The sequence below is a fragment of the Stenotrophomonas sp. ATCM1_4 genome (genome assembly GCF_004348115.1).
Taxonomy (GTDB): Bacteria; Pseudomonadota; Gammaproteobacteria; order Xanthomonadales; family Xanthomonadaceae; genus Stenotrophomonas; species Stenotrophomonas capsici.
Genome location: NZ_QPFB01000001.1, coordinates 1,798,295 through 1,824,948 on the forward strand (window position 1 = coordinate 1,798,295; position 26,654 = coordinate 1,824,948).

General features: G+C 68.7%; 22 protein-coding genes. 10 read left to right on the top strand and 12 right to left on the bottom strand.

What is annotated here, in order from left to right:
* Positions 1-14 precede the first annotated feature (14 nt).
* Positions 15-935, top strand: coding sequence for a hypothetical protein (locus ATCM_RS08280; RefSeq protein ID WP_132864069.1), 921 nt, complete (start codon positions 15-17; stop codon positions 933-935).
* A gap of 21 nt (positions 936-956) precedes the next feature.
* Here the strand turns inward: ATCM_RS08280 and ATCM_RS08285 are convergent, their stop codons facing one another.
* Both ATCM_RS08285 and ATCM_RS08290 read right to left on the bottom strand, forming a co-directional pair.
* Entirely contained in the window at positions 957-1,739 is a 783-nt protein-coding gene (locus tag ATCM_RS08285; protein WP_132864070.1) for a rhomboid family intramembrane serine protease, read from the bottom strand.
* A gap of 94 nt (positions 1,740-1,833) precedes the next feature.
* Positions 1,834-2,790, bottom strand: a complete 957-nt coding sequence (locus ATCM_RS08290; protein WP_132866114.1) for a TerC family protein — start codon at positions 2,788-2,790, stop codon at positions 1,834-1,836.
* Between the two features lie 281 nt (positions 2,791-3,071).
* Between ATCM_RS08290 and ATCM_RS08295 the strand changes: the two genes are divergently transcribed.
* Positions 3,072-4,241, top strand: a complete 1,170-nt coding sequence (locus ATCM_RS08295; protein WP_132864071.1) for a class I SAM-dependent rRNA methyltransferase — start codon at positions 3,072-3,074, stop codon at positions 4,239-4,241.
* 169 nt (positions 4,242-4,410) lie between these two features.
* Positions 4,411-5,649, top strand: coding sequence for a dipeptidase (locus tag ATCM_RS08300; protein ID WP_132864072.1), 1,239 nt, complete (start codon positions 4,411-4,413; stop codon positions 5,647-5,649).
* A gap of 79 nt (positions 5,650-5,728) precedes the next feature.
* On the opposite strand, the gene ATCM_RS08305 is transcribed toward ATCM_RS08300, so the two are convergent.
* From ATCM_RS08305 to ATCM_RS08320, 4 genes are all read right to left on the bottom strand, one after another.
* Complete coding sequence (locus tag ATCM_RS08305; RefSeq protein WP_132864073.1) at positions 5,729-7,159, bottom strand: amino acid permease; 1,431 nt, start codon at positions 7,157-7,159, stop codon at positions 5,729-5,731.
* Between the two features lie 152 nt (positions 7,160-7,311).
* Positions 7,312-7,668 carry a DUF488 family protein gene (locus ATCM_RS08310; RefSeq protein WP_132864074.1) on the bottom strand — a complete coding sequence of 119 codons (357 nt, stop codon included), beginning with the start codon at positions 7,666-7,668 and terminating at the stop codon, positions 7,312-7,314.
* 58 nt (positions 7,669-7,726) lie between these two features.
* On the bottom strand, positions 7,727-8,350 hold the full coding sequence (gene leuE, locus ATCM_RS08315; protein ID WP_132864075.1) for a leucine efflux protein LeuE: 624 nt from the start codon (positions 8,348-8,350) through the stop codon (positions 7,727-7,729).
* A gap of 3 nt (positions 8,351-8,353) precedes the next feature.
* A complete protein-coding gene (locus tag ATCM_RS08320; protein ID WP_132864076.1) occupies positions 8,354-8,911 on the bottom strand; it encodes a nucleoside 2-deoxyribosyltransferase domain-containing protein in 558 nt (185 codons plus the stop codon).
* Between the two features lie 80 nt (positions 8,912-8,991).
* On the opposite strand from ATCM_RS08320, the gene rmuC reads away from it, so the two are divergent.
* Both rmuC and ATCM_RS08330 read left to right on the top strand, forming a co-directional pair.
* Positions 8,992-10,533 (top strand): DNA recombination protein RmuC, encoded by a 1,542-nt coding sequence (gene rmuC / locus ATCM_RS08325; protein WP_132864077.1) that lies wholly within the window; start codon positions 8,992-8,994, stop codon positions 10,531-10,533.
* 122 nt (positions 10,534-10,655) lie between these two features.
* Positions 10,656-11,201, top strand: a complete 546-nt coding sequence (locus ATCM_RS08330) for a glutathione peroxidase (protein ID WP_132864078.1) — start codon at positions 10,656-10,658, stop codon at positions 11,199-11,201.
* Positions 11,202-11,306: 105 nt separating this feature from the next.
* Here the strand turns inward: ATCM_RS08330 and ATCM_RS08335 are convergent, their stop codons facing one another.
* From ATCM_RS08335 to ATCM_RS08360, 6 genes are all read right to left on the bottom strand, one after another.
* The gene (locus ATCM_RS08335; RefSeq protein WP_132864079.1) at positions 11,307-12,320 is read right to left on the bottom strand and encodes a VacJ family lipoprotein; all 1,014 of its coding nucleotides are present in this window, start codon (positions 12,318-12,320) and stop codon (positions 11,307-11,309) included.
* A gap of 1 nt (position 12,321) precedes the next feature.
* Entirely contained in the window at positions 12,322-12,630 is a 309-nt protein-coding gene (locus ATCM_RS08340; protein ID WP_132864080.1) for an STAS domain-containing protein, read from the bottom strand.
* Positions 12,620-13,288 carry an ABC transporter substrate-binding protein gene (locus ATCM_RS08345; RefSeq protein WP_132864081.1) on the bottom strand — a complete coding sequence of 223 codons (669 nt, stop codon included), beginning with the start codon at positions 13,286-13,288 and terminating at the stop codon, positions 12,620-12,622. Before ATCM_RS08345 ends, ATCM_RS08340 begins: the two co-directional genes overlap by 11 nt.
* A complete protein-coding gene (gene mlaD, locus ATCM_RS08350; protein ID WP_132864082.1) occupies positions 13,285-13,812 on the bottom strand; it encodes an outer membrane lipid asymmetry maintenance protein MlaD in 528 nt (175 codons plus the stop codon). Before mlaD ends, ATCM_RS08345 begins: the two co-directional genes overlap by 4 nt.
* A gap of 91 nt (positions 13,813-13,903) precedes the next feature.
* Entirely contained in the window at positions 13,904-14,653 is a 750-nt protein-coding gene (locus ATCM_RS08355; protein ID WP_132864083.1) for an MlaE family lipid ABC transporter permease subunit, read from the bottom strand.
* A 181-nt stretch (positions 14,654-14,834) separates the two neighbouring features.
* Complete coding sequence (locus ATCM_RS08360; protein ID WP_132864084.1) at positions 14,835-15,632, bottom strand: ABC transporter ATP-binding protein; 798 nt, start codon at positions 15,630-15,632, stop codon at positions 14,835-14,837.
* 358 nt (positions 15,633-15,990) lie between these two features.
* On the opposite strand from ATCM_RS08360, the gene ATCM_RS08365 reads away from it, so the two are divergent.
* From ATCM_RS08365 to recD, 5 genes are all read left to right on the top strand, one after another.
* Positions 15,991-17,082: a PAAR domain-containing protein gene (locus ATCM_RS08365; RefSeq protein ID WP_243693983.1), complete on the top strand. Its 1,092-nt coding sequence runs from the start codon at positions 15,991-15,993 to the stop codon at positions 17,080-17,082.
* On the top strand, positions 17,079-17,570 hold the full coding sequence (locus tag ATCM_RS08370; RefSeq protein ID WP_132864086.1) for a hypothetical protein: 492 nt from the start codon (positions 17,079-17,081) through the stop codon (positions 17,568-17,570). The genes ATCM_RS08365 and ATCM_RS08370 overlap by 4 nt, the downstream gene beginning before the upstream one ends.
* An 82-nt stretch (positions 17,571-17,652) precedes the next feature.
* Positions 17,653-21,009 carry an exodeoxyribonuclease V subunit gamma gene (recC, locus tag ATCM_RS08375; protein ID WP_132864087.1) on the top strand — a complete coding sequence of 1,119 codons (3,357 nt, stop codon included), beginning with the start codon at positions 17,653-17,655 and terminating at the stop codon, positions 21,007-21,009.
* Complete coding sequence (gene recB / locus ATCM_RS08380; RefSeq protein WP_132864088.1) at positions 21,006-24,632, top strand: exodeoxyribonuclease V subunit beta; 3,627 nt, start codon at positions 21,006-21,008, stop codon at positions 24,630-24,632. The genes recC and recB overlap by 4 nt, the downstream gene beginning before the upstream one ends.
* A complete protein-coding gene (gene recD / locus ATCM_RS08385) occupies positions 24,629-26,650 on the top strand; it encodes an exodeoxyribonuclease V subunit alpha (protein ID WP_132864089.1) in 2,022 nt (673 codons plus the stop codon). Before recB ends, recD begins: the two co-directional genes overlap by 4 nt.
* Positions 26,651-26,654: the final 4 nt, after the last annotated feature.

A 26,654-nucleotide genomic window follows, 5' to 3' on the forward strand; every position in this document is an offset into this window, starting at 1 on the left:
CATGGAGGGACGCTTTGCTGATCGGTTACCGGTTCGAGGAAGGCGCCGTGCTGCGCATCCATTCGCGCAACGCGGTGGCGACGGTACTGCTGGTCGCTTTCAGCCTGGTCTTCACCATCGGCCCCGTGCTGCTGCTCTTTTCGCGCGACCTCCATGGCACGGGGATGGATCCGGTGCTGGCAGGGCTGGCATCGGCTTTGATGATCGCCATGGCGCTGGCTTCGCTCTGGTATTTCCGTCTGCGCGAGACGCTGGTGTTGGATAGGCCCGGCAACCAGGGCATCCGCATCTCCCACAACCTGTTTGGAAGGGCGCGGCGCGTCGATGCGGCGTTCGTGCTGGCGGGTCAGCCTCGCCTGCAGCTCCGGCGCCATGGCGATAGCGCCCGTGCCCCCGTGCGGCTATGGCTGATGCACGCCGATGGAAGCGAGCACCAGCTCAGTTTCGAAACGATCGCCGTGCGGCCGGGCAGCGGCGTCACCGGCGAATGGCTGCAACGGATCGCCACGCATCTGCAGGTGGAGGCTCCGGCCGGGATCGTGGTCGTGCCGCTGAACTCGCCGGCAGCCGCGCCCCGGCACCGGCCCCCACGGCAGGCCAGCGTCGTGGAGGACGCCCCTGGAACGCGACCGCGCGCCCCTCGACAGGACGATGCCCTGCCGGCAGGCGTCCGCGTCGTCATGGCGCTGATCGGGGCATTCCTCGCCGTTCTGGCGCTCAGCCAGGCCTGGGTGCTGTTGCACGCACTGAGCAGTGGAACGCTCCGCGTGAGCCACTGGCGGGGCAGTGGTTCGGTGGTTTATCACTGGGGGGCCGAACCCTACGGCTTCCTGCTGCAGCTCTTCATCGCGGTGCTGGAAGTACTCGTGCCTGCCGCCTTGGCATGGGGCGGGTTGCGCCTGGCCATCGTGGGGCGCTACTCGCGGCAGGGGTAGGTCTGACGGCCCGGGCCGCACTTACGCGGGGTTATTCGGGTCGCGCCGGCGCAGCGGCACCACCACTTCGTAATCGCGGCCCTCGCGAGGCTGCCACAACACCGGTACCTGCCGCGGGGACGGTGGCTCGAGCTCATCGGCGTCGGCCAGCACCTCGTCTTCCTCCTCGTCTTCCCAGCTGTAGCGCTTGCGGGGGGCCATCGGGTCGGCGTGGCGGAACATCAGCGCGGCGATGACGCCGGCGGCGGCACCGCCCATGTGCGATTGCCAGGACACGCCCGGCTCATGCGGCAGGATGGTGATCAGCATGCTGCCGTAGAACAGGAAGGCGATCATGCCGGCGGCGATGGCCGGCCGGTCGCGGCGCAGCAGGCCCAGCACGAACACCAGGAACATCAGGCCGTGGGTCACGCCGCTGGCACCGAGGTGATGGCTGCCGGGCTCGCCCAGCAACCAGGCACCCAGCCCGGAACCCACCCACAGCAGCGGCAGCGCGCGCACGGTGGCCTTGGGGTAGACGCTGCCGGCCAGCGTGCCGAGGATCAGCAGGGCCACCGCATTGGCACCGAGGTGCTCGATCGAGCCATGCAGCAGCGGGGCGCCCAGCAGGCCCCACAGGCCCTTGGCTTCCAGGGGCGCCACCGACCAGGCGCGCCAGTCCCAGCCGCTGCTCTGCACGGCGAACACGGCCACCAGCAGCAGCACGAAGCCCAGGCTCAGGTTGAAGGCGCGCAGCACCCGGTTGCGGTCGCTGCGGTCATTGGCCGGCGAGGCGCCGGTGGCGGGGACGTTTGGCGTATCCATGTCATTGGGATTGCGGCGGGTCCCCGGTTTGCAAGGGGGACGGGCATGGGAACCGCTGTGCCGCCAACGGGACAATCCCGCTGGCGGCGGTGGATCAGCCGTGCTTCTGCTTCGGCGGGATCTTCAGGCTCAGGACCATGGTGGTGACCAGGATCGCGGCGACCACGCCCAGCGACACCGGCACCGGGATCTTGTACAGGTCGATCAGCAGCATCTTGGCGCCGATGAACGCCAGGATCACCGCCAGGCCGTACGGCAGCAGGTGGAAGCGGTCGGCCATGCCGGCCAGCAGGAAGAACATCGCGCGCAGGCCCAGCACCGCGAACACGTTCGAGGTCAGCACGATGAACGGGTCGGTGGTGATGGCGAAGATGGCCGGGATCGAGTCCACCGCGAAGATCACGTCGGTGACCGCGATCAGGATCAGCACCACGAACATCGGGGTGAACCAGCGCACGCCGTCCTTCTCGGCGACCAGCCGGTTGCCGTTGTACTCGTGGCTGATGCGCAGGTGCTTGCGCATGAACTTCAGCGCCGGGTTGTCATCCAGGCTGGGTTCCTGGCCCGCGGCGAACCACATCTTCCAGCCGGTGAACAGCAGGAACGCACCGAACACGTAGAGCAGCCAGTGGAACTGGTTCACCAGCACGGTGCCGGCGAAGATCATCACCGTGCGCAGCGCGATGGCGCCGAGGATGCCGATGATCAGCACGCGCTGGCGCTGGGTCTCGGGCACCGCGAAGTAGCCCATGATCAGCAGGAACACGAAGATGTTGTCGACCGCCAGCGCCTTCTCGATCAGGTAGCCGGTCAGGAACTGCAGGCCGATCTCGTTGGCCACCGCGGTGCCGGCGGTCTCGTTCAGGTAGTACCAGAGGCCGGCATTGAAGGCCAGGGCCAACGCCACCCAGCCGATGGACCACAGCAGGGCCTCCTTGAAGGTGACCTTGTGCGGGCCGCCGTGGCGCATCAGCACCAGGTCGATCAACAGGGCGGCGATGACGACGGCGATGAAGCCGCCCCAAAGCCAGGGATTACCGATTGTCTGGATCATGGGAAATTCCGGTCGTTAAAAGGGTTCTCGGAACCACACAGGCCAAGAGCTGGACACGGAATCGGGGAGACCGGGGACAGAGCTTCGCCAATGCGGCGAAGGTCTTGCTCACAGTACCGGAGGCCGGAACTGCCGTTGCACCGGAGCCTTGCGGCTCGAACTGACGGCGACAACGTCTGGGAGCTACTCCCCTTCTGGGGCTGAATACTGCCGGCTGCGCCCCGCACAGTCAATGAGAGCACCGCGGGAGCGGCCCCCGGCGCGGCTACAATAGCGGCATGAATACCCCACTCCCCGTCGTACGCCTGAAGAACGCGTGGCGCTCCAGCCACCCGTGGATTTTCCAGAAACTGGTCGAGAAGCCGACCGTCAAGCCGAAGTCCGGCACCATCGTCGACGTGGTCGGCGTGGACGGTGAGTGGATTGGCCGGGGCTTCTACAACGGTCATTCGCGGATCGCCGTGCGCATTCTGGAAACCCATCCGGAGGTGGCGGTGGATCAGGCCTGGTTCAGCCGCAAGATCGCCGAGGCGGTGTCGCTGCGCCGTGACGTGCTCAAGCTGGACCAGGTCTCCAATGCCTGGCGCGTGGTGCACAGCGAGGGCGACGGCCTGTCCGGGCTGGTGGTGGACCGCTACGACGACCTGATCGTGGTCGAGTTCTTCGCCGCCGGCATGTTCCGCCACCGCGAGTGGATCTACGAGGCCCTGCGCGAACAGTTCCCGGGTTGCCGTTTCCACAGCTTCGCCGACGAGCACGTGCAGAAGCAGGAAAGCTTCGACTTCCACGGCAACACCACCACCGAACCAGCGGTCATCACCGAGTACGGCATCAAGTTCCGTGCCGACCCGGCCGGCGCGCACAAGACCGGTTTCTTCGCCGACCAGCGCGAGAACCGCGAGTGGCTGAGCCAGCAGGTGGAAGGCAAGAGCGTGCTGGACCTGTGCTGCAACACCGGTGGCTTCGCCGTGTACGCCGCCGCGCGCGGCGCCAGCGACGTGCTGGGCGTGGACATCGACCAGGACGTGATCCAGATCGCCAAGGGCAATGCACGCCTGAACAACGCCAAGCCGCGGTTCGTGCAGGCCGACATCTTCCCGTGGCTGCGTGATGCGGCCAACCGCGGCGAGCAGTACGACGTGGTGATCCTGGACCCGGCCAAGATGACCCGCGACCGCGACCAGGTCATCAATGCGCTGAAGAAGTACCTGGACATGAACAAGCTGGCGCTGGGCGTGGTCAAGCCCGGTGGCCTGTTCGCCACGTTCTCCTGCACCGGCCTGGTGGCCGAGGACCAATTCCTGGACATGCTGCGCCGCGCCGCGTTCTATTCCGGCCGCACCATCCAGATCCTGAAGGTGGCCGGTGCCGGCCCGGACCATCCGTTCATGGCGCACGTGCAGGAATCGCGCTACCTCAAGGCGGTGTTCTGCCGCGTGGTGGATTGATCCGGGACTAGCGGGAGGGCCTTACCCCTCCCCAGCCCTCCCCTTGGCTGCGCCAAAGGGAGGGGGCGGACCGCGCGCGGCGGGTGTCCGGCGCGCCCATGCCGTCCGTCACTGGCCGCGACCGGTAGGCGGGGCTAAGGTCGGGCCTTTCCACCCCTGGTGAGGCCTCATGACGCTGCGTCCCCTGTCCCTGTTGGTATCCCTGTCGCTGTGCTTCCCGCTGGCGGCCTCGGCCGTGGAGTTCAGCCAGGCCGAACTGGCCAAGGCCAGCGAACTGCAGCGCCGCCTGCTGACCCTGGACTCGCACCTGGATACCCCGGCCAACTTCGCCCGGGCGGACTTCAACATCATGCAGCGCCACGACCACAACGCGCTGTCGCAGGTGGACTACCCGCGCATGGTCGAAGGCGCGCTCGATGGCGGCTTCTTCGCCATCTACACCGACCAGGGCGACCGCACCCCGGCCGCGCACACCGCCGAGCGCGACCATGGCCTGCAGCGCATGCTGCAGATCCACGAGATGCTGGCCGCCAACCCGGACAAGTTCCAGCTGGCGCTGAGCGCCGATGACGCGGCGCGGATCAAGGCCGCCGGCAAGCGCGTGGTCTACATCAGCATGGAGAACGGCAGCCCGCTGGTGGCCGACCCCTCGCTGCTCAGCTTCTACTACAAGGCCGGCCTGCGGTTGATGTCGACCGTGCATTTCGCCAACAACGAGTTCGCCGATTCGGCCACCGACCCCAAGGGCGCGGAGTGGAAGGGCCTGAGCCCGGCCGGCAAGGCGCTGGTCAACGAGGCGGTGAAGCTGGGCATCGTGATCGACCAGTCGCACGCGTCCGATGCGGTGTTCGACAACCTCATCGAGATGATGCCGGTGCCGTTCATCCTGTCGCACAGCTCGGCCAAGGCGGTGTTTTACCACCCGCGCAACCTCGACGACGCGCGCCTGCGCCAGCTCGCCGCCAAGGGGGGCGTGATCCAGGCCAATGCCTATGGCGGCTACCTGATCGACGAGACCAAGACCGCCGAGCGCAAGCAGGCCGAGGAAGAAATCGGCAAGCGCCTGGGGGGCTGGGACGACATGAGCATGGCCAAGGGCGTGGAACTGGCCCGGGCGATGGCCGAGCTGGACCAGAAGTACCCACGCCGCAAGGCGACGCTGGATGACTTCTTCCAGCACCTGGGCCACATGCTGGACGTGGTCGGGCCGGACCACGTGGGCATCGGCATGGACTGGGATGGCGGTGGTGGCGTGATCGGCATGGAAGACGCCGCCGACCTGCCCAAGATCACCGCATGGTTGCAGCGCCGTGGCCTGAGCGAGGCGCAGATCGCCAACATCTGGAGCGGCAACGTGCTGCGGGTGATGCGCCAGGCGCAGGACTACGCGGCCAGGCAGGCTCGGTAACGCAGGTAGGCGGGGATGTAGTCCCACAAGCACAAGGCGGGCCGAAGCCCGCCTTGTGTCATCCACATGGAGCGGTGGATTACCGCTTGCCCAGCACCGCATTGCGGCGGCTGTACACCGCGTAGACCACCAGGCCCAGTGCGTTCCACGCCAGGAACCACATCTGGGTGCGGGTGGGCAGGCTGAAGAACAGGTAGATGCAGCCCAGGATGGCCACCGGGCCGACGATCCACGCCAGCGGTGCGCGGAACTTGCGCTCGCGGCCGGCCTCGCGCTTGCGCAGCACCAGCAGGCACAGGCCCACCGCGGTGAACGCGGCCAGGGTGCCGGCGTTGGCCAGGGCGGCGATCTCGTCCAGGCGCGCCACGCCGGCCAGGGCGGCGACCAGCACGGCGGTGAACAGGGTGATGACCACCGGCGTGCCGGTGCGCTGGTTGACCTTGGACAGGCCGCGCGGCAGCAGGCCATCGCGCGACATCACGAAGAAGATGCGGCTCTGCCCGTAGAAGAAGGCCAGCAGCACGGTCGGCAGGGCGATGATGGCGACGATGCCGATCACCAGCGCGGCGGTGCCGTGGCCCAGTTCGCGCATGATCAATGCCAGCGGCTCGGCGCTCTTGCCGAACACCGTGTAGCTCATCGCGCCGACCGCGGCAGCGGCCACCAGCAGGTAGATGAGGGTGCAGCCGACCATCGAGCCGATGATGCCGATGGACAGGTCGCGCTTGGGGTTCTTGGTTTCCTCGGCGGCGGTGGAGATCGCGTCGAAGCCGTAGAAGGCGAAGAAGATGATTGCCGCCGCGGCCATCACGCCGCGCTCCACGCCGTCGGCGCTGACCGACTTGGGGAAACCGTAAGGCATGAACGGCTGCAGGTTCTCGGCGTTGAAGGCCGGCAGCGCGACGGCCACGAACACCGCCAGCGCGATCAGCTTCAGCACCACCAGCACCGCGTTGACCGTGGCGCTCTCGCGCGTGCCCAGCATCAGCATGCCGGCCACCAGGAAGGTGATGACGATGGCCGGCAGGTTGATCACGCCACCGGCGTGCGGACCGGCGGCCAGCGCCTGCGGCAGCATCACGTTCCAGCCGAAGGAGGTGTGCAGCCACTCCAAGAAGCCGACGAAGTAGCCCGACCAGCCCACCGCCACGGTGCTGACCACCAGCGAGTACTCCAGGATCAGGCTCCAGCCCACCACCCAGGCGATGGTCTCGCCCAGCGCGCTGTAGCTGTAGGTATAGGCACTGCCGGCGGCCGGCATCATCGTCGACAGCTCGGCATAGGCCAGCGCCGCGCAGGCGCAGATCACGCCGGCGATGATGAAGGACAGCAGCACCGCGGGGCCGGCCTTGTCCGCGCCCACGCCGATCAGCGTGTAGATGCCGGTACCGACGATGGCGCCAATGCCCAGTGCGACCAGGTGGGGCCAGCTCAGCGAGGGGATCAGGCGGCGGCCTTCTTCGTGTTCGGTGAGCTGGTCGATGGGCTTGCGCCGGAGCCAGGACTGCATGCGGACCTCACGGTTCGTGGTGATTCAGGAAGTCGGCGAGTGTCGCCGAATGCAGTGCAGCAAAGCCAGAAAGATGCGCGGCTTCAGCGGGCTTTGGCGATTGCCATTGGCATCGCTGCCGGAACCGGCACAAAACCGGGGCCGCGCGCTGATCATGAATGGCGAGGGTGGGCGAGCAGGTAATCCCGCAGCGCCACTGCCTGGTTGTACCGGGTGTCGCGCGCGCCGTAGACCAGCGTGACCGGGCCGGCGTCGAGGGCGTCGCGCAGCGGCTTCAGGTGTTGCGGGGAACCGGCCAGTTCCGCGGCATAACGGTGCTCGAACGCCTCCCAGCGCTCGGGCTGGTGGTCGAACCACTGGCGCAATGCGGTGCTCGGGGCCACGTCCTTCAGCCAGGTGGCCTGCAGCTTCTCGCGGCTGACGCCGCGCGGCCACAGGCGATCGACCAGGAAGCGCTGGCCGTCGTCGGCGCTGGCGGCCTCATAGGCCCGTTTGCAGGAGATCTTCATTGCCCGCCTCGCACAGCCTGGGTTGTCGGCCGATCGTACCGCTCTGGCGCAGCGGCTCCTATTCCAGGCCCAGCCGCACGCCGAACACCATCAGGCACACGCCGACCGCGCGGCGCAGCCAGACCCCGACCCGTGGATACCCGGCCAGGCGCCGGGCGATGAACTGCCCGCCGAAGATCAGCACCGAGCACCAGCCGATGCTCAGCACGGCGATCAGTACCGCCATGGTCGCCAGGGTCAGCGCGCCACGTTGTCGGGCCGGGTCGATGAACAGCGGGAAGAAGGCCATGTAGAACAGGATGGCCTTGGGGTTGAGCACGCCGACCAGCAAGGCCTGCCGGAACCAGCGCCGGCCGTGCTGGACCGCGTCGCTGCCGTTGCTGCCGGCGGCCGGTTCACGCAGCAGCTGCACGCCTACCCAGATCAGGTAACCCGCACCGAGGTAGCGCAGGCCGGCGAACAGCGCCGGGTGTGCCTGCAGCAACGCGGCCACGCCGGTGGCGGCGATGGCGATCAGGATCTGGTCGCCCAGCATCAACCCGCCCAGCGTCGCGTAGCCGGCGCGCACGCCGCCGCGCGCGGTGGCGGTGAGCAGGGTGAAGGTGCCCGGGCCGGGCAGCATCAGGAACAGGATCACCGCCACCATGAAGGTGCCGACGTCGTTGATGCCCATCCACGGCATGGCTCAGGTCCCGGGCTGGGCCGCGCGCTGTGCGGCCAGGCGCCGCTTCACCGCGGTGATCAGCGCCGGCAGGTCGTCATGGCGCGGCACGCCGTAGCGGTCACCGGTGATGTCCAGGTTGCCCTTGCGCCAGAAGCCGGCCGGTGCGGCGACCAGCAGCTTGCCCGAGCGCGCGTACAGCCCGAACTCCAGCAGCGTGATCGGGCTCTGCGTGCCCGGCGTGAAGTACATCAGCACGATGTCGGCCTGTTCCAGCGCGGCCAGCTCCCATTCCACCTGGCGGCGGAACTCGGGTTCATCCGCTTCCGGGCGCCAGGCCGGGTTCCAGTCGGCGCGGCGCGGGTTGAGCATCAGCACGCCTTCGTCGGCCAGTGCCTGCTGCACCTGCTGCTGCCAGTCGCCGGCCTTGCCCATCTCGATGCTGCCGGCCAGGAACACCTTGGGACGGGTGTCGTGGGTGGGCAGTGCGTGGGGGGAGGTGACGGTCTGCGAGGGCGCGGCCGGTACCGGCAAGGGCGCCAGGCAGGCCAGGCCGAGCAGCAGGGAAAGCGACGGCTTCATGGGAAATGGGTGGTGCAGGGGGCCTACATGATCGCAGATGCGGCGCAGGCGGTGAGATCGACGGGGCTACACTTGCATGCATGCAAACCGAAACCCTGATCCTGGCGGCCCTGGTGCTGGTCGTCCTCGTGCTGCAGCTGGTGCTGCTGTTCCGCCGCGCCGACAATGCCACGCTGGAGAATGCGCTGCGCGAGGAGCAACGCATCGGCCGCGGCGAACTGCGCGAGCAGCTGGAGGTGATGACCCGCCAGCAGGACGCGCGCATGGACGGCTTCGGCCGCAACCTCACCGACCTGTCCACCCGCACCGACCAGCGACTGGACCTGCTGCGCGACAGCCTCAACGACGACGCACGCAAGGGCCGCGAGGAAAACAACGTGCTGCAGCAGCAGCTGGCGCAGCTGCTCGGCGCGCGCCTGCAGGAAGTACGCGACCAGCTTGATGCCTTCGGCCAACAGCAGCAGGGGCGCATGGACGTGTTCGCGCGCCAGCTGGCCGGCCTGCAGCAGGCGCTGGTCGAAGACACCCGCAAGGGCCGCGAGGAGGGCGTGCAGCTGCAGCAGCGCTTCGGTGAACTGCTCGGCCAGCGGCTGGTCGAGCTGACCCAGCGCAACGAGACCGGCATCAACGAGATGCGGCAGACGCTGGAAGCGCGCCTGAAGGACCTGCAGGGCGACAACGCCACCCGGCTCGAGCAGATGCGCCAGACCGTGGACGAGAAGTTGCAGAGCACGCTCAACACGCGCCTGGATTCGTCCTTCAAGCTGGTCTCCGAGCGGCTGGAGCAGGTGCAGCGCGGGCTGGGCGAGATGCAGCAGCTGGCCACCGGCGTGGGCGACCTCAAGCGGGTGCTGAGCAACGTCAAGAACCGCGGCGGCTGGGGTGAAGTGCAGCTGGACAACATCCTGGAGCAGACCCTGACCGCCGAGCAATACGCGCGCGGGGTGAAGGTGCGCCCGGACAGCGGCGAGATGGTCGACTTCGCGGTGCGCCTGCCCGGGCGCGGCGACGACCAGGCGCCGGTATGGCTGCCGATCGACTCCAAGTTCCCGCGCGAGGACTACGAACGCCTGCTCGATGCGCAGGAAGCCGGTGACCTGGAGGCGGTACGTGGCAGCGGCAACCAGCTCGAACGGGCCATCCGCGTGCAGGCCAGGTCGATCAGCGAGAAGTACATCGTGCCGCCGCACACCACCGACTTCGCGGTGATGTTCCTGCCGACCGAAGGCCTGTATGCCGAAACCATCCGCCGGCCGGGCCTGGTCGACGCGCTGCAGCGCGAGCATCGCGTGGTGATCGCCGGCCCGACCACGGTCACCGCGCTGCTCAACAGCCTGCAGATGGGCTTCCGCACGCTGGCCATCGAGCAGCGTTCTTCCGAAGTGTGGAGCCTGCTGGGCGCGGTCAAGGGCGAGTTCGGCAAGTTCGCCGGCATCCTGGAGAAGGCCGAGAAGCAGATCAACACGGTCGGCAAGAGCCTGGGCGATGCCAGCCGCAAGACCCGCACCATCGAGCGCAAGCTGCGCGGCGTGGAATCGCTGTCGGCCGACGCCTCGCAGGCGCTGCTGGGCGATCTCGGCGGCGAGGATGAGGCCGAAGACACGGGTGCCGACGAAACCTGATCGCAGGCGACGCCGGGCATTACCGGCACCACTGGAACAGCGCGTAACGGGCACCCCGAGGTCGTGCCAGCGCCATCCACGCCCGCTATGCTTGCCCTCCCCAACCCCCGCAGGAAACCGCAATGACTGCTTCCGTGTATGACACCGCGCTGACCACCATCGACGGCGCACCGGCCACGCTGGGCGACTACCGCGGCAAGGTGCTGCTGGTGGTCAACACCGCCTCCAAGTGTGGCCTCACCCCGCAGTACGAAGGCCTGGAAAAGCTGTACCGCCAGAAGAAGGGTGACGGCCTGGAAGTGCTGGGTTTCCCGGCCAACAACTTCAACGGCCAGGAGCCGGGCAGCGAGGACGAGATCAAGCAGTTCTGCGCGCTCACCTACGACGTCAGCTTCCCGATGTTCTCCAAGATCAGCGTGGCCGGCGCCGACATCCACCCGCTGTACCAGCAGCTGACCGCGGCCCAGCCGGTTGCTACCGGTGATGGCCCGCTGCGCGAGAAGCTGGCCAGCCTGGACATCCCGACCAACGCCGCGCCGGCGATCCTGTGGAACTTCGAGAAGTTCGTGATCGGCAAGGACGGCAGCGTCGTCGCCCGTTTCTCGCCGGATACCCCGGCCGACAACGCGGCGCTGCTGGCGGCCATCGATACCGCCCTGGCGGCGTGATGCGCGGGGCCGGGATCGCCTCCCGGCCCTGCTGCGTAACGGGTTCCAGCGGCACGAAAAAGCCCGGGTTTCCCCGGGCTTTTTCTTTTGCGGCATCAGCGGCGATCAATTGCCCCAATCGGGCATCGGCATCGCATCGACCGGGATCGTGGTCGGGTCATCGTCGTCGTCGCCGCGGTTGTGGCGCAGGTCGCGCTCGATCTGGTACGTGCGGCGCTGCAGCCATGCATCGCGGGTCAGGGCGTATTCGTCGACCGCGGTGTCACGCAGCGAGTCCACCGCCATCAGCTGGGCACGCGTGTCGACCAGCTGCAGGCCCTGCAGGCCGATGCGGACCTTGTCCATCTCGATCTGGCGGATCGGCGAGAGTGGCATGTCGCCGGCCAGGCCGAATACGTCACGCACCGTGCGCGGGCCGAAGAAAGGCAGTTCCACGTAGCGCGACTGGCGCCAGCCCCAGGTGCCCAGGGTCTGGCCGAAGTCTTCGCTGCGCTTGGGCACCATCGCCTTGCTGGCCGGGTCGAACAGGCCGCCGATGCCGAAGGTGCTGTTCATCAGGAAGCGGCCCAGCGTGTCCCAGGCGTCATCGGCATGGCCCTGCAGCAGCTGGTTGACCATGGTCAGCGGCGAGCGCAGGTTGCTGAAGAAGTTGGTCACGCCGGTGCGCGCGAACTGCGGCACCACCTTGGTGTAGGCGGTGGCCAGCGGACGGGCGACGCTGCGGTCCACGGCATTGTTGAAGCGGTGCACGCCGCGGTTGTACTTCTCCCACGGGTCGTAGGACGGCGATGCGCCGGTGGCTTCCTCCGCGCCGGTGCTGGGCGACGGGCCGCCGTACAGCGCAGCGAAGTCGTCCTCGGCAGCGGTGGGGGCCACCTCTTCGCTGGCGGTGCCCGCACTGGCCGCGGCCGGCGGTGGCGTGTCGTGCCCGGAGGTTTCGGTGTCGACGGCGGGGGTTTCCGCCGCCGCCGGCACGTCATTGGCCGCCACGGGCTGTTCGATGGCCTGCGACGGTTCGACCAGGCGAGAGGCCGGCGCGCTGTCGCGTGCCGGCTTGCCGGCACAGGCGGCCAGCAGCACGACGCAGGCCAGGAGGGGGAGGGTGCGGATGAGGCTCATGTCAGCTTCCTGCTGCGGTCGCATTGAAATCGAGTGACGGGGACAGCCGGTAGGCTGCCCGCAGTTCGTCCAGCCCTGCCGGCGCACCGAGGACCTGCACTGGCCCATGCGCGCGCAGGCGTGCGGCGAGCTCGCCCAGCACGGCCAGCCCGGCGCTGTCGACACGTTCCAGCAGCTGCAGGTCGAGCTGGCGCAACGTGCCCGGCACGCGCGCCAGCTGCGGCCACAACGCCGTTACCGCAGCGCGGTCGAGCACGCCTGCCAGGTGCAGGGTGTCGCCCTCGATGCGGGCGCTGGCGTTACTTGCCACGGGGAGCCGGGCCGGCGTTGGCCTGGATGCTGCCGCTGCGCAGCTCGGTGGCCACCTGGCGGATCGACTTCTGGCGCAGCGGGGCGTCGAACTGGTTCTTGAAGGTCTGCACGTAGGAGATGCCTTCGATCATCACGTCGAAGATCTTCCACTGGCCGCCGACGTTGCGCATCAGGTACTCCACCGGGGTCGGCTCGCTGCCCGAGCGCACCAGTTCGGTGGTCACCTTGACGCCGCGGTTGCCCGGCAGCGCGGTTTCGCCCTTGTAGCGGAAGCTCGGCTTGCCCTGGATGTCGAGCAGGGTCGAGCCGTAGCGCGACATCAGGTTGTCGGCCATGGCGTCAGCGAACAGCTTCACGTCCTCGTCCGACGCGCCGCGGCCGTGCACGCCCAGCACCAGGCGGGCGGCGTAGTCGCGGTCGAAGCCACGGCTGAGCTCGCCGTCGATGAAGCTGCGCAGGGCGGCCGGGTTGCTGCGGAACTCGCTGCGGCGGGACTGCAGCGTGTCGATGATGCGGGTGCTGGAATCCAGCACGGTGCGTGCGGCCGGCGACGGCTGGGCCGCGGTGGCGGCCGGGCGCGCCTGCGCGCTGACCAGTGCCGGGGTGGAGGCCAGCAGGGCCGAAGCAAGCACGGCGCCGAGCAGTTTCACGTTCATGGTTGCGGTTCCATTGCGGGCGCGTCTGCGCCGGGGGTTTCGTGGGTCTCGGCGCCGGCGGCATTGCCGCCACCGCTGAACATGTACTTGCCAACCAGCTGGATCAGGTCCACCGCCGGCTGGGTGAAGACGATCTCGTCACCGGACTTGAGCGGTTCCGGGTCTCCACCGGGCTGCAGGCCGATGTAGCTTTCGCCCAGCAGGCCACTGGTGAAGATGCCTGCCGAGGTATCGGCGGGCAGATCCTTGAACTTGCCGTCCAGGGCCAGGGTGACGATGGAGTCGTATTTAACCGGGTCGAGCTGAATATCAGCCACTTGGCCGATGGTCACGCCGCCGACCTTCACTGGCGCCTGCTTGCGCAGCTGGCCGATCTGGGTGAAGCGGGCCTTGAGCACATAGTCACCGCCGCCCACGCCGAAGCGCTGGTTGGTCGATGCCACGGCAAGCACCAGCAGCGAGGCCAGGGCCAGCAGCAGGAAGGCGCCGACGGAAAATTCGAGTCTGGGTCCACGGATGGCCATGTTGTTATCTCACTCCTGATCCATCTGGTGCTTCGCCGCGGCGAAGCCGTTCGGGTTCTGTTCCCACGCGACCGGCGCGGGGCGTGGGGTATTACTGGAAGAGCAGTGCCGACAGCACGAAATTGAACATCAGCACCAGCAGCGAGGCGTTGACCACCGCGCGGGTGGTCGCCACCGAGGTGCCTTCGATGGTCGGCTCGGCGTGGAAGCCGACGTAGGCCGCCACCAGCGCCGCGGTGCCGCCGAAGATCGCCGACTTGAGCAGGGCCACGGCGAAGTCATCCCAGAAGTCGACGCTGCCACGCAGCCCCGACCAGAACGTGCCGTTGTCCTGGCCCAGCACATGCACCGCCTCGAAGTAGCCACCGGTGATGGCCAGCGAGCAGAAGATGCCGGTCAGCAGCGGCACGGTCAGCACCGCCGCCCAGAAGCGCGGTGCCACCGCCTTGGCGACCGGGTCGATGGCCATCAGCTCCAGCGCCTTGATCTGGTCGGTGGCACGCATCAGGCCCAGTTCGGCGGCGATCGAGCTGCCGGCGCGGCCAATGAACAGCAGCGCGGTCAGCACCGGCGCCAGCTCGCGGTACAGCGACAGGCCCAGCAGCGTGGACAGCGCATCGGAAGCACCGAAGGTAGTGAGCGTGCGATAGCCCTGCAGGGTCAGCACCAGGCCGACGAACGCGCCACCAACGGCAATGATCGGCAGCGAACGCGCACCGATCTTGTAGATTTCGCGGGTCAGCTCGGCCAGGAAGTCGCGGGTCGGCAGCGAGCCACGCAGTACGGTCAGCGAGAACAGGCCGGCGCGGCCGAGCGAGCGGATGGAGGAGGCGAAGGGCATCAGAGAGCGACTCCTGAAGTGTTGGAGGTGCAGAAGCCGCTGTTGTCCTCCTCCCGATTGCCGGGGGAGGTGCCCGAAGGGCGGAGGGGGGCAGTCTTGCGCGCAGAAGCGCCCTCTCCCCAACCCTCTCCCGCCATGCGGGTGAGGGGGCAGGAATCACGCATTTCGTGCATCGGCACCATCACGCGTTCTCCAGCCCGTAGTTGCGCGCCGGCGCATCGAACGGGATCGGGCCGTCCGGCTGGCCGTGCAGGAACTGGCGCACCAGCGGGTCCTGGCTGGCCTGCAGTTCGTCCGGCGTACCGGAGAACACGATGCCGCCGTTGGCGATCACCACCGCCTGGTCGCTGATCGGCAGGGTCTCGTGGACGTGGTGGCTGACGATGATGCTGGTCAGGCCGAGGCTGTCGTTGAGGCGCTGGATCAGGCTCATGATCACGCCCGAGGCGATCGGGTCCAGACCGGTCAGCGGCTCGTCGTAGATCATCAGCGGCGGGTCCAGTGCCAGCGCACGGGCCAACGCCACGCGCCGCGCCATGCCGCCGGACAGCTCACGCGGCCAGGCGTCGGCGGCGGCCAGCAGGCCGACCGCATGCAGCTTCATCTGCACCAGTCGGCGCAGTACCGGCTCCGGCAACCGGGTATGCGCGCGCAGCGGCAGCGCCACGTTCTCGGCCACGCTCAGGTCGGTCAGCAGGCCGTTGCCCTGCAGCAGCACGCCGACGTTCTTGCGCATCTCCAGCAGGGCGCGGTTGCCGTGCGGGATGTCCTGGCCGAACAGCTGCACATTGCCGCTCACAGGACGCAGCTCGCCGGTCAGCGCCGCCAGCATCGTCGACTTGCCGCTGCCCGACGGGCCCAGCACCGCGGTGATGCTGCCGCGCGGCACCTGCAGCGAGACGTCGCGCAGGATCGTGCGCCCGCCGCGGTCGATGCGTACGTTGGACAACTGCACCAAGGGTGGCGGGTTCGAGGGCATGGTGGCCTTTAACGGAAAAACAACGTTGTAGGATTATCAGACGCGGCTGAACAAAAGCGAACTGGTCCGTGCAGTATTGTCGCATCCGCCGGGCGAACCATGGGTGATGAGCAGTCCCGGGAGCAGCAACACAGTGTCCGCCGGTTGGCCCAATCCGTACGGGGTCGCCGGGCCGCTTGCCCGGAACACCGGGACGCGCGGCAAGTGGAACTGCCCTGTTGCCAGCCCCGCGCGTTGTCATGCCAGTGATCCCGGACCAACCTCGCCGCCCCTGATCATCCCGCCGCATCCCTGCACTAAGGTCCGCCGCTGATTTCCCTGAAGGATCGGCCAGGGAGGCCGAACGGCGATGTCACGGATGCTCATCGTGGTGGGCGATGCCCTGCAGCGCGGAGGCGCGGTGCTGTCCGGCTCGCCGCACACCGATATCGACGGCCGCGCGGTGGCGCGAGTCGGCGACAGGGTCCTGTGCACCCGGCATGGCGCCGGCGCCATCGTGACCGGTGACCCCACGCTCCTGATCGACGGGCAGGCCGTCGCACGGAATGGGGACAAGGCCAGCTGTGGTTGCGTACTGCTGGCCGGGAAGCAGCCATTGGTGCATGTCAAACATGGCGGCGATGTCGGGAGTGCTGTCGCTGCAACAGCGCCCAAACGGGCCAGTAATGTGATTGCGTCGTCACCGAGCCCCATAGCGCCTTCTGATGCTCCCACCGAGGAGGCGTCGGATCCGGGTTGTTGGGTCCAGGACCACGACGTGCGGATCAGTGGTGATGTTGATGGCCGCTACTACGAGGCCTATGACAGTACGGGTGAAAGACACAACTATTCCTTCCCCGTCAGCTACCGGATCGAGGTGCCACTGAAGCCACAGGCCGATATCGTGGTCTCCATCGAGGTGAAAGTGGTGCCGATGCCAGGCATCACGGCGGGTGAAGTGGCGAGTGTCAAACAGCGTATGGCCGAAGGGATCTCGCGCTACTGGAACGGAAAGCTCGTGTTGGGGATCAGGGATCCTGAGTGCGGTAGCCGGAAACGTCCGATCCGCTACGAGGTCCGTTGGGTGGATGGGGGTGGCGACTACATGTTGTTCATTCACCGCAGATATGAACGCGAGCAGGTGAGCTACCCGGATATTGATGTTTCCGTCAGTACCACTGTATGGACCTTTGCGCATGAGTTTGCGCATTGCATCGGTCTTCCAGATGAGTATTCGTACAATGATCCGGACGAAGAAACCGTCCGTTACATAAAGCCAGACGGTAGCTTCGACCCTGAAACGCTTGTGGCCAAGCCAGATTCGCGGGAATTATCGGATCCAGATGCAACGATCATGAACGCGGAGGATTGCAACGCAATCAAGCCACGCCATGCCTGGAACATTGCACGCGAGGTTCAGGAACTACTGCGCCATGAGATCGGCAGGGAAATAACATGCACCGTAGAGTGACCCAGCTGTTCACCACGATGTTGATTGCCGTAGTTCCGGCCGTAGCGCAGAACAAGGAGCCTGACCCAATGATCGAACTGCATGCACGCTGCGTGGATGATGCACATTGCCGCTTCCACGAAGGGGTAACGCTGAACATTGAGCTGGAGTTACGCAACGGTGGTTCCGAGCCTGTGAGCCTGCCGTTGGAGTACATCCGCCAGCGGGGGCCATCGGTGAGGGTCCATGACAACCACACCCAAAGAACCACGTCGCTGCGAACCACGCTCGCTGCGGCGGCATTGCGCGAACAATTGCAGGTACTGGCCCCTGGCCAATCCATCCGCTTCTCGATTCCGGTAAAGCCCCAGGACATCAGTCGATTCGCGTTGCGCCCCGTCGATGTTTCCCTGGAATTCTCCATCAATCTGACGCCCGGCTTGAGCGGAGAGGACGCAGACATGGTGAGCAGCCGGCTGCGGGTAGTCGGGGCAGTGAGTTCCAGCTGATGTGACCGGGGATCGGGTGCTGCCGGTGCGTCGATCAACATAATGTTGGCGGGCAGTAGTTCGGCTACGGCAAGATGGCGCGATGACCGCCGTACCCGATTTCCGCCTCTATCACTCCAATGCCCTGGACGTGCTGGCCTCGCTGCTGGCCCATGCCCTGCGCGAACCTGCGCCCGGCCAGCCGCTGCTGGCCGCCGACACGGTGCTGATCCCGCAGGTGGCGATGCGGCGTTGGCTGCAGTCCACGCTGGCGGCTGAGTACGGCATCGCCGCCAACCTGGAGTTCCTCACGCCCGGCGAGTTCGTGGCGCGCGCGCTCAACGCCAACGTCAGTGGTGAAGCCGACGACCTCGGCGCCAGTGGCCTGCATTGGCGGCTGTACGCGGCGTTGATCGATCCGGCGCTGATGGCCCGGCCGCCGATGGCCGCGCTGCGCGCCTACCTGGACCGCGACGACCCGCTGCGGCCGTGGGCGTTGGCCGGCGAGCTGGGCGGGGTGTTCGAGAAGTACCAGGCCTGGCGCCGCGACTGGCTGCTGGACTGGGAGCAGGGCGGCGAGCCCAACGATCCCCAGGCCATCCTGTGGCGGGCCATCGCCGGCGGCCACCAGTACCGCGCACGCCGCATCGATGACTACCTGCGCCGCTTCGAGGGCGAGGGCAAGCCGTTGCCGCAGGGCCTGCCGGGGCGGCTGTTCGCCTTCGCCACGCTCAATGTGTCGCCGGACGTGCTGCGTGTGATCGCCACCCAGGCGCGGGTCGGCACGTTGCACTTCTACATGCCCACGCCGACCCGCTCGTACTGGGGCGACCTGCAGACGCTGGGCGAGAAGCTGCGTAGCGGCGAGGCCGATCCGTTCGGCGCGCCGGCCGGCGAGAACCCGCTGCTGCAGGCCTGGGGCGCGGCTGGGCGCGACTTCATGGCGGTGCTGGGCAGTTACGAGGTGGTGCACCCCTCCGGCGAGATCGCCGCCTACGTCGACCCGGAAAGCGAGGCCGGCCCCGGCCTGGATGCCGGTGGGCTGGGGGACAGCCTGCTGCACCGCCTGCAGGCCGACCTGTACCACCGCCGCGCGCTGCCCGGACCGCCGCTGCGCGAGCGCCTGCGCGTGGACGACCCCAGCATCCAGGTGCATGCCTGCCACACCCGCCTGCGCGAGATGCAGGTGCTGCACGACCAGTTGCGCGCGCTGCTGGAGGACCCGCGCTTCGATCCGCCGCTGCAGCCGCGCGAGATCGCGGTGCTGGCGCCGGACATCGACCCCTACGTGCCGTACCTGGAATCGGTGTTCGGTGGCCGCGGCGGCAGCGACGAACACATCCCGTGGGCGCTGGCCGATGCCAGCCCGCTGCAGGGCGAGCCGCTGGCCGAGGTGTTCGTGCAGTTGCTGGGCCTGCCGGTGTCGCGCTTCGGCCTCAATGAAATCCTCGACCTGCTGGCCAGCGCGCCGCTGGCCGCCGCCGCCGGGCTGGACGCGGCCGCCTTCGAACGCCTGCACGCCTGGCTGCAGGCCGCCGGTGCCCGCTGGGGCCTGGACGCTGCGCATCGCGCGGACCCGCACCAGGCCCCGCGCGACGATGCCTACACCTGGCAGTTCGCGCTGGACCGCCTGCTGCTCGGCCATGCCAGCGGCAGCGACGAGGACATCGGTGGCGTCGCGCCGTGGCCGGAACTGGAAGGCGGTGCGTTGGCCGCGCTGGATGCGCTGATCCGCCTGCTGCGGGTGCTGGCCCGCCACCAGAAGACGTTGGCCGATGCGCTGACCCCGGCGCAATGGCGCGAACGCCTGCTCGGCCTGCTGCAGGCGCTGCTGCCCGAGCCCCCGGCCGAGCCGTCCACCCAGCGCGCGCTGGACCGCCTGCGCAAGCTGGTCAGCGAGTTCGCCGAGGACGCGGACACGGCCGGCTTCGCCGCCAGCGTGCCGGCCGAGGTGGTGCGCGCGCACTTCGCCGCGGTGCTGTCCGAGGCCGATACCCGCGCCCCGCTGCTGACCGGCGGCATCAGTTTCGGCCGCATGGTGCCGATGCGCCTGCTGCCGTTCCGGGTGATCTGCGTGCTGGGCCTGAACGATGGCGACTTCCCGCGTCGCGACCCGGCCGCGGGCCTGAGCCGGCTCACCGCCGAGCTGGGCACCACGCGCCGCCGCCATGGCGACCGCTCGCTGCGCGAGGACGACCGTTTCCTGTTCCTGCAGCTGTTCGCCTCCGCGCAGGAGGTGTTCTACCTGAGCTACCTGGGCGCCGATGCGCGCGATGGCAGCGTGCGCGAGCCCTCGGTGCTGGTCAGCGAACTGATCGACGCGGCGGCCGCCTACCACCTGGACCCGGCCGCAGTGCGCCGGCAGCTGGTGGTACGCCACCCGCTGCAGCCGTTCGCGCCGACCGCGTTTGGTGGCGAGGAGCCGCGCCGTTTCAGCTATCGCCAGCAATGGCACCCGGCCGCCGGTGCGGTCGGTGGCAACCGCCGTGCGCTGGCGCCGTGGTTCACCGGCCTGCAGGCCGCGCCGTTGCCGGCCGCGCTGGAGGACGATGCCTTGTCGCTGGACAGCCTGCGCCGCTTCCTGTCCGACCCGGCCGGGCAGTTCCTCGGCCAGCGGCTGGGCCTGCGCCTGGCCGGCGAGATCGACCACAGCGAAGACACCGAGCCGCTGGTCGTCCCCGGCGGTGGCCGCGAGCATTCGGCCTTGCAGCAGCAGGTGTTGACCGCCTTGTTGGAAGGCCGCGAACAGGGGCTGTACCAGCGCCTGCGTGCGCGCGCGCTGTTGCCCTCCGGTGCGCTGGGCCAACAGCAGTTCAAGCGCGTACTCGGCCGGGTCCGGCCCAGCGCCGAAGCCTTCGCGGCCTGGTACGACGGCCAGCCGTTGCGCTCGGAACTGTACGAAGTAGAGATCGATGGCCTGCGCCTGCACGGACGGGTCAACCAGATTCATCCACAGGGGCTGGTGCGCCTGCATGCCGGTGCGCCCGGGGTGGCCTACGTGCTGCGTGGGGGGCTGGACTGGTTGCTGGCCAATGCCGCCGGTGCCGGCCTGCCGCTGCTGCAGTTCCACGACGGCGGGCAGGACGGGCACGGCCCGCACGCCCTGCCGGCGCCCTCGCCGGAAGCGGCACAAAATGCCCTGAAAGCCTTGCTGCAGCTACGTTCCGACGGTCTGCAGGCGCCGCTGCTGTTTGCCCCGTACACCGGTTGGGAGATCTACAACGCCGCTGCCGAAAACCGCGAAAAGTCTGCACACGCGCGCTGGTACGGCGGCGACTACAGCTGGGGCGAACGCGACGGCGAAGCGCTGCGGCTGGCCCTGCGCGGCAGCGATCCGTTCGCCGCCGAAGACACTACTCACAGATTTATCCACAACAGCCTGTTGATATTTTCGGCCCTGCGCGAGGGCCGGGTACGGGCCGAACCGGGCCCGACCGGGCGCACTGGAGGTGCGGCATGAACACCGCCGTACACGACCCCTACCTGGACCTGCCGCTGGATGGGCTGCGCCTGATCGAAGCCAGCGCCGGCACCGGCAAGACCTTCACCCTGGCCACGCTGTTCACCCGCCTGGTGGTCGAGCGTGGCCTGCGCATGGGCCAGATCCTGGCGGTGACCTTCACCGATGCCGCCACCCAGGAGCTGCGCAAGCGCATCCGTGAGCGCCTGGACCTGGCGGCGCGCCTGGTCGGGGTGGCGCCGGACGCCAGCGACACCCCGGAAACCGCGCTGACCCACGCCGTCCTGCAACGCCACCTGGATCAGGGCGGCGAGAGCGCGGCCCAGCTGGGACGGCGCCTGCGCGCGGCCGCCGAGGAAACCGACCTGGCGGCGATCTTCACCATCCACGGCTTCTGCACCCGCGTGCTCGGCGAATACGCGCTGGAAAGCGGGCACACCTTCGCCGCGCCGGAACTGCTGGCCAACACCCGCGAACTGCATGCCGAACTGGCCGCCGACCTGTGGCGCCTGCATGCCGGCCAGGGTGAGCAGCTGGAGGCCCTGCTGGGCCTGTGGAAAAGCCCCGATGCGCTGGCCGCCGACCTGGACAAGCTGGCTGGCGAGCTGCCGCTGCTGCCCGAGGTGCTGGACAGCCTGGTCGAGGACGCCCGTCCATTGCGCGATGCCGCCGTGCAGCGCCTGGCCGCCGGCCTGATCGAACACGGAGCGGCCTACCTGCAGCAGCTGCGCGAGGCCATGGAGGGTGGCGTACTCAACAAGGCCAGCTACAAGCCGGACTGGGTCAACACCATGTTCCTGCAGCTGGAGCAATGGAGCCGCCATCCCGACCCGGAGGTTGAACTCGACGAACGGCTGGAGCGGCTCACGCTGGAGGCGCTCACCGCCAAGACCAACAAGGCCAAGGCCGGCAGCACGCCGGTGTCGCCGTTGCAGCCGCTTGTGGCCGACTACCTGCAGGCGACGGCGCAGGTCACCCGCTGGCAGCGCCAGCAGTCGATCGCGTTGCTGCACCAGCTGCGCGACGAAGCCCGCCAGCGCCTGCGCACGTTCAAGCAGCAACGCCGGCTGCAGACCTACGACGACCTGATCGACAACGTCGCCCATGCCCTGCAGGGCGAACACGGCGCGGTGCTGGCCGCGCGCCTGCGCGCGCAATACCGCTTCGCGCTGGTGGATGAGTTCCAGGACACCGACCCGCGCCAGTGGGACATCTTCCGCAGCGTGTTCGCGCCGGGCGATGGCAGCGAGGCCGCGTTGTTCCTGATCGGCGACCCCAAGCAGGCCATCTACGGCTTCCGTGGCGGCGACGTGCACACCTACCTGCAGGCCAAGGCATTGGCCGAGGCGGCACCGGCGCTGGACCGCAACTTCCGTTCGCGCCCCGGCGTGCTGCGTGCCATCCAGGCGCTGTACGACAACGCCGGCAGTACCGCCTTCCTCGATGAGCGCATCCAGTTCGAACCGGTGCTGCCGGGCAGCAAGCGCAACGATGCCGACTACCTCATCGATGGTGCGCCGGCGCCGGCGTTGACCGTGTGCGTGATCCAGGGCGATGCCGACGGCAAGCCGCTCAAGGCCGACGATGCCCGCGAGGCCGCCACGCTGGCCTGCGTCGGTGATATCCACAGGGTATTGAGTGCGTCGCGCGAGGGCCGCGCGCAGGTGGATGGCGCGCCGGTGCAGCCCGGCGACATCGCCGTGCTGGTGCGGTCGCACAAGGAGGCCGCGCGTATCCAGCAGGCCCTGGCGGCGGTGGGTATCCCGGCGGTGGCGGCGGGCAAGCAGAGCCTGTTCTCCAGCGCCGAGGCGCACGAGGTGCGGTTGCTGTTGCTGGCCTTGCTGCAACCGGCCGACGAAGGCCGGCTGCGCGCGGCGCTGTCCACCGTGCTGCTGGGCGAGGACGCCGCCGCGATCGCGGCGATGGAGCACGAGGGCGACCGCCAACGCGCGCACCAGGAACGCCTGCTGCAATGGCGCGAGCGCTGGCAGCGCGGTGGCGTACTGGCACTGCTGTCCGACCTTGCCGCCGAGCAGGCCGAACGCCTGCTGGCGCTGGTCGATGGCGAGCGCCGCCTGACCAACTATCTGCAGCTGGGCGAACAGCTGCAGGAAGCCAGCAACCGCAGCATCGGCCTGCATGGCCTGCTCGACTGGCTGCAGACACGCATGGCGCACGCCGATGAAAGCGACGAGACCCAGCTGCTGCGGTTGGAATCGGACGCGCGCCGGGTGCAGATCATCACCCTGCACAAGAGCAAGGGCCTGGAGTACCCGCTGGTCTACCTGCCGTTCGTCGGCATCGCGACCAACGCGCCGGATACGTCCAACCACCGCACCGTGCATGACGGTGCGCAGCGCGTGCTGCATTGGAAGATCGACAAGGACGACCCGCAGTGGAAAGCCGTCGGCCAGCAGGTCAGCGCCGAAGAGGAAGCCGAAACCGCGCGCCTGCTGTACGTCGGCCTGACCCGCGCCGAGCATGCCCTGTGGATAACCGGGGGTGCACTGACCGGCCTGGCGTCCTCGCGGCTGGGCCCGATGCTGCAGGACATGGCGGCGCTGGCCGCGCACGCGGATATCCACATCGTCGATGGTGGCCCGCACAGCCTGCCGCCGCGCCTGCCCGCCGAGCGCGAGCAGGCGTTGCCGCCGGTGCGCGCGGTGCAGCGCGTGGTGCCGCACGACTGGTGGGTGTACAGCTTCACCCAGCTGGCCCATGCCGACGGCGGGCAGGACACCTCCGCCGCGGCCACCGAGGAAAAGGGCGGCGCCTCCGACGAACCGGCGCAGGTGGACGTGGAAGCCGAACCGGCCGTGGTCGACACGCCGGCCGAGGTATTCGACCCCCGCTTTGCCGGCAGTCGCTTCGGCAACGTGCTGCATGCCGCGCTGGAGAACGTCGACTTCGCCGCATGGGGGCACTGGCAGGCCGGGGAGGCTGCGCCGGACGGGCAGGGCGCCATCATCGCCAAGGCCCTGCGCGACGACGGCTATGTGGAGGAAGACATCGCCGACGGCGTCAGCCTGCTGACCGGCCTGATCGGCCAGACCCTGACCGTGACCTTGCCCGAGGGCGGCGCGCTGCATTCGCTGGCCATGGGTACGTACAGCGCCGAGATCGAATTCCACTTCGCCATGCAGGCCACCACCGTGCCGGCCCTGTTGCGGGTGCTGCATGTGCACGGTGTGGTGCGTGACCGCCACGGCTTTGGCCTGCGCCGCCAGCTGGAGGGGCTGATGACCGGCAAGATCGACCTGACCTACGTGCGCGACGGACGCTGGTACGTGCTGGACTACAAATCCAACCGGTTGCCGGACTACGCGCCGTCGCAGTTGGAGGCGGCGATGCAACACAGCGAGTACGACCTGCAGGCGCTGATCTACACCGTGGCCCTGCACCGTTGGCTGCGGTTCCGCATCGGTGTCGGCTACGACTACGCGCGCGACTTCGGTGGCATCCGCTACCTGTTCTGCCGCGGCCTGGACGCCAGCCGCACGCCGTCGCCGGGGCTGTACGCGCACCGCTTCGCGCCGGAGCTGGTGCATGCGGTGGATGAATTGTTCGCCGGTGGCCGCGAAGGTCATGCGGCCCTGTTGGCGCGCCTGGAGGGCGAGGCATGAGCCTGCTCAAGGCCTTGAACAACGCCGGTGCCCTGCGCGCGCTGGACCACGCACTGGCGCAGAGCCTGCGCCGGCTGGACCCGGACACGCCGGATGCGGTGCTGGCCGCTGCCGCGCTGGCATCGCTGGCGGTATCGCAGGGCCATGCTGGCTTCGATCCACGCCAGCCGCAGCGGCTGGTCGACGTGGGCGTGGAGTGGCCGGACCCGGCGCAGTGGAGCGCACAGCTGGCGGCCTCGCCGTGGATCGTGTCGGCGGCCGATGCGCGCGAGGCCAGCGCGCAGTCGCTGCTGGTCTGGGAGAACGGCCTGCTGTACCTGCGGCGTTACCGCGAGTACGAGCGGCGCCTGGCGCTGGGACTGCAACGGATCGGTGGCGTGCGCCCGCCCTTGGCGGCGCTGGGCGGCGTGGCGGCGCTGTTCACGCGGTTGTTCCCGGGCGAGGTGCTGCCGTTGGCGGCAACGCAGGGGGATTTGTTTGGGATGCCCTCACCCCAGCCCTCTCCCGCAGGCGGGAGAGGGCGCCAAGCGCAGCACGTTGAGCGTCAGTCCTCCCTTCTCCCGCAAGCGGGAGAAGGTGCCCGAAGGGCGGATGAGGGCAACAAACCCCTCGCCGGCAACCTCCAGGCCCGCGCCGCCGCCGTCGCCCTGCGTCACAACCTGCTGCTGGTCACCGGCGGCCCGGGCACCGGCAAGACCACCACCATCACCCGCCTGCTGGTGCTGCTGGCCGCGCAGGCCCGGGCCGAAGGCAAGCCGGCGCCGCGCGTGGCCCTGGCCGCCCCGACCGGCCGCGCCGCCGAACGCATGGCCGAAAGCCTGCGCAACGCCCTGCAGGTGTTGCCCGGTGCCGGTGTCGATGCCGCCTTGTGCGAGCAGTTGCCGACCACCGGCACCACCCTGCATCGCCTGCTCGGCGTGATTCCCGATTCGCCGCGTTTCCGCCACCACGCCGACAACCCGCTGCCGTACGAGGTGGTGGTGGTCGACGAGGCCTCGATGATCGACCTGCCGCTGATGACCAAGCTGGTCGAAGCGGTGGCCGACGGCACCCGGCTGGTACTGCTGGGTGATCCCGACCAGCTGCCGTCGGTGGAAGCCGGCGACGTGCTCAGCGCCATCCTGCGCGCCGCCGGCGACGGCCAGCGCATCGCCGCGGCCGATGCGCAAGCGCTGCAGCCACTGCTCGGCAGCCTGCCCACCGAGGCCATCGAAACCACCCCGAGCGCCTTTGCCGGTGCCCGCGTGCAGCTGCAACGCGGCTACCGCCAGAGCGACGCCCTGCAGCTGGCGCCGCTGGCCACGGCGATGCGCGAGGGCGATGCCGCACAGGCGCTGGCGCTGCTGCGCGGGAAGACCCTGGCCGGCGTGCACTTCCATGAAGGCGAGGTTGATCCGCTGGCGGCGTGGCGGGGTCCGCTGCAGCAGTACTGGGAGTCCCTGGCCACCGCCAGCAGCCCGGCCGAGGCCTTGGCCCTGACCGGCCGCCTGCGCCTGCTCACCGCGGTGCGCGAAGGCCCGCAGGGCGCGCGTGGCCTCAATGCCCGCATCGAGGAACGCCTGGCCGGCGCGTCCCGCCGCGGCAGTGCCGGGCCGGGTTACTTCCATGGGCGGATGTTGATCATCACCGAGAACAGCTACCGCCACCGTCTGTTCAACGGCGACATCGGCATCTGCCTGAGCGATGGCGGCAGCCGTGGCACCACGGCCTGGTTCCCCGGCGATGATCCGTACTCGCCGCGCGCCTTCCACCCGGCCGCCTTGCCAGCGCACGAGAGTGCCTTCGCGATGACCGTGCACAAGGCGCAGGGCTCGGAGTTCGACCAGGTCTGGTTGCAGCTGCCACGCCGCGACAACCGCGTGCTCAGCCGCGAGCTGCTGTACACCGGCATCACCCGCGCCCGGCATGGGCTGCACCTGTCCGGCAGCGCCGAGATGATCGAGGCGGCCCTGGCCCGGCATGCCAGCCGCTGGTCGGGCCTGGCGGAGCGGTTGCTGGGCGGAGCTGCTCCAGCGTGATCGA